The following is a 3242-nucleotide window of genomic DNA, read 5'->3' as shown; positions in this document are numbered from 1 at the left end:
GGTCGTCAGCGTCTGGAAGTAGTCATCCCAGCCGTAGGCCTCGATCTTCACCGATGCGCCGGGGTTGGCGTCGGCGAAGTCCGCGGCGCACTGCTCGTAGGCCGGCTGCTGGTTGGAGTCCCAGAGCCAGTAGGTGATCTCGGCGGGAGCAGCTTCGCTTCCGGCAGATGCGCCGGTGGCGCACCCTGTGAGCAATACCAGCGGCAGTGCTGCAAGAGCCACCAGGGGGGACAGCTTTTTCATTGCTTTCCTTTCGTTGTGCTTCTGAAYGGACGTCACTTGACGCCCGAGTAACCGATCGAGTTGATGACCCGTTTCCCCAGGAAGAGGAACAGGATGAGGATCGGAAGTGCTGCGATGAGCGTCGCCGCCATCAGACCGGCCCAGTCGGGACCGCCCTGCGGAGTCTGGGAACGGAAGATGCCGAGCGCCACCGTGAGAACGCGGACTTCTTCGGCGCGGCCAACCAGCTGCGGCCAGAAGTACTCGTTCCACGAGGAGATGTAGGTCAGGATCGCCAGCGTGGCGATCGGCGACCCGCTGAGCGGGAGGATGACTCCGAAGAACCGTCGCACCGGACCCGCGCCGTCGATGATCGCCGCTTCCTCGATCTCGCGCGGGATGCCGAGGAAGAACTGCCGGAGGAAGAACACGGCGAACGGCGTCATGAGGAGCGAGGGCAGCACGATGCCTGCATAGGTGTTCAGCAGTCCGAGCTCGCGGATGGTGACGAAGTTGGGAATCGTCGTGAAGATCGGCGGCACCATCAGCGCGGTGAGGAACATCGCGAAGACGAAGTCGCGTCCGCGCCACGTCAGTCGGGCGAAGGCGTACGCGGCCATCGAGCAGAACAGCAGCTGACCGACAGTCGTGACCGTGGCGACGATGAGCGAATTGCGCAGGTACGCCCAGAAGTCGATCGATGCAGCGGCACCGCCCTCGGCCATCGCCTCAGCCGGCGTCGCGAGCCCCAGGACTCGCTCGAAGGCGCCGAGCGTGAAGTCGACCGGCAGCAGCGATCCAGGGTCGCTGCCGAGGGAGGTGTTCGTCGACAGCGCGGTGCGCAGCATCCAGTAGAAGGGGAAAAGGGTGATGAGCATCACGGCGCCCAGGGCGATCCAGCCGAAGAAGCGGCCCCAGTGGATACGACGGACGGGACGCTTCGCGGCCTGCTGCGGTGGAGTGATGGGAGCAGCCGGGGTCTGCTCGACGGCGGGCGCGGGGGAAGTCGCTGTGATCGTCATTTCGGGTCATCCCAGGTCGGATTGGTTGGCGCGCGTCAGGCGCAGCTGAATGAAGGTGAAGACGGCGAGCAGGACGAACAGCGCCAGCGCCATCGCCGAGCCGTAGCCGAAGTCGAATCGGTTGAACGCCACGTCGTAGATGTAGTAGTTGATGACTCGCGTGGAGTTCACGGGGCCGCCCTGCGTCGTCACGGCGATCGTGTCGAAGAGCTGGAAGGAGCCGGTCACGGTGATGACGAGGACCATTGCGAGCACCGGGCGCAGCAGGGGAAGCGTGATGCTGCGGAACATCCGCCATTCCGAGCCGCCATCGATGGCGCCGGCCTCGTAGACCTCTTTCGGGATCGTCTGCAGTCCCGCGAAGATCAGCAGCGCGGTGTAGCCCATGTGACGCCACACGTTGATCAGCGCAACGGTCGGGATGGCCCATTCGCTCTGACCGAAGAAGGCGATCTTGTCGAGCCCGATGGCGTCGATGACCTCGTTGACGATGCCGAACTGGAAGTCGAACATGTAGAACCACACGAGCGCCGCGATGACGTTGGCGATCAGGTACGGGAAGATGATGATTCCTCGGATGACCAGCGACTGGGTGAGCCGGTGCATGAGCACCGCGATTCCCAGCGCCACGACGGTCTGCAGACCGATGTTGATGGCGACGTAATAGACCGTGGTTCCGAGTGCGTTCCAGAACAGCGGGTCCTGCGCGAGGCGGATGTAGTTGTCGAATCCGATGAACTCGGGCGCCGTCAGCAGGTCGAAGTCCGTGAAGCTGTAGAAGAAGCCCCTGATCGCGGGCCAGACGAAAAATGCCAGGAAGCCGATCAGTGCGGGCGCGACGAAGATCCATGCGGCGATCGCCTCGCGGCGCTTCATTCCGAGCATGAACCTCGTGCGAGGCTTCTCGACCGAGCGCTGCCGGGTCGACACGGGCCGTTCCAGGGTCTGGGTGGCCATGCTGTCACCGTCCTTCCGTGGGAATGGCCGTGACGTGGATCACAGCGAGGTGCTCGGGGGCGAGCGCAGGGGCCTGGATGCCGGCGGTCGCGAGCACCTGGCCGGTCAGTTCGATGCCCGTCGTCCACCACGCAGGACCTGCGTGGTGGTTGAAGGTCAGGATGGCGTCGCCCGGAGCGATCGGTTCGACGCGGTAGTGGCGATCGGGGTCGAGGCCCGGCAGGCGAACGACGCCGGGCGGATTCTGCACTCCCGTCGCCATCGCCACGAGCGAGTAGAGCGCCTCGTCGCGATCACGCGAGACGATGCCGCGGATCCAATAGGCGGGGTCGGGGTGGTCGCCTCGGACGACGGTTCCCCGGTGCATCCAGCCCCGTGCACCCTTGTAGAGCGTGATCCACTGGGCGAGCTCCTCGRGGTCCTCGGCGGGCGCGGCAGTGAGGTCCTGCTCGATCCCGAAACTGCCGAAGAGGGCGGTTCCGGCGCGGAACGACATGTCGTGGGTGCGCCGCGTGGAGTGCGCCCTCGCGGAGCCGACGTGCGAGCCGATGAGCTCGGGAGGAACCGTGATGCCCGTCCACCGCTCGATGCGCTGGCGTTCGAGCGCGTCGATGCAGTCACTCGCCCAGATGCGTTCGCTGCGTTCGAGCACTTCCAGGTCGGCGCGGGCGCCACCTGACGAACATGCCTCGATCTCCAGGCGGGGGAAACGCGCACGGAGCTCGTCGACGAGGCGGTAGAACGCGAGGGTCTGGTTGTGGACACCGGCGACCCCGGAGGCCGGGTGCCCCGCGTCGACGAGATCGCGGTTATGGTCCCACTTGATGAAGTCGATGTCGTAGCGTGCGACGAGGCCGCTCATGCTCTCGAGCACGTGCGCGAACGCAGCAGGGTTGGACAGGTCGAGCACCTGCTGGTACCGGGCGGTGGGCGGCTGGCGATGGCCCGGGCCCATGATCCAGTCGGGGTTCTCGCGGGCGGCGTCCGAGTCGGGGTTGATCATCTCGGGCTCGAACCAGAGGCCGAACTGCATCCCCAGGG

At 65.6% G+C, this 3242-nt stretch carries 3 protein-coding genes and 1 pseudogene; all 4 read right to left on the bottom strand.

The features are described 5' to 3' along the window. Positions 1 to 243 (bottom strand): annotated as a pseudogene (locus AC1DVT_RS18995) (sugar ABC transporter substrate-binding protein); the annotation flags it as partial. Positions 244 to 275: 32 nt separating this feature from the next. Further along, entirely contained in the window at positions 276 to 1244 is a 969-nt protein-coding gene (locus tag AC1DVT_RS18990) for a carbohydrate ABC transporter permease (RefSeq protein WP_457098909.1), read from the bottom strand. A gap of 6 nt (positions 1245 to 1250) precedes the next feature. Then, entirely contained in the window at positions 1251 to 2129 is an 879-nt protein-coding gene (locus tag AC1DVT_RS18985; protein ID WP_457099414.1) for a carbohydrate ABC transporter permease, read from the bottom strand. A 76-nt stretch (positions 2130 to 2205) separates the two neighbouring features. Continuing rightward, positions 2206 to 3242: alpha-galactosidase (locus AC1DVT_RS18980; protein WP_477390815.1), on the bottom strand; the 1037-nt coding region annotated here is incomplete at its 5' end.

The sequence above is a fragment of the Microbacterium sp. P2_F9 genome (assembly GCF_056403635.1).
The sequence above is the reverse complement of the archived record's forward strand: the minus strand, read 5'-3'. Positions and strand labels throughout refer to the sequence as shown.